Source organism: Xenorhabdus sp. KJ12.1, from assembly GCF_963876495.1.
GTDB lineage: Bacteria > Pseudomonadota > Gammaproteobacteria > Enterobacterales > Enterobacteriaceae > Xenorhabdus > Xenorhabdus stockiae.
The window spans coordinates 1-312 of sequence record NZ_CAWNQH010000047.1 but is presented as its reverse complement, the minus strand read 5'-3'; the positions used below and the strand labels follow the sequence as shown (position 1 = coordinate 312).

Genomic DNA, 312 nt, shown 5'->3' with positions numbered 1-312 from the left:
CGAAAATCAGTGATGAAGCGCTTCTCACCGATGTCCAAAATTATCCCGATGATTATCAATGGGAAAGAGCAAAACGCCTGGGTGTTGCGCAGTCTGCTACCCACTACGCCTTGAAACGGCTGAAAATAACGGTCAAAAAAAACGCTAAGGCACCCCAACGCTGACGCTCAGGCTCGTCAGGCTTTTATCGAACGCATCAGTCACTATGAGCAAGATTGTTTATCTGGATGAAAGCGGTTTTGCCCAGTCTATGCCCCGCACACACGGCTATTCGGCGAAAGGGCGGCGCTGCTTCGGGACACACGACTGGCA

1 protein-coding gene is annotated in these 312 nt (G+C 51.3%); it reads left to right on the top strand.

Annotated elements, in window-relative coordinates:
• On the top strand, positions 1–164 hold a 164-nt coding region (locus AACS92_RS04685), incomplete at its 5' end, for an IS630 transposase-related protein (protein ID WP_339373541.1).
• Positions 165–312: the final 148 nt, after the last annotated feature.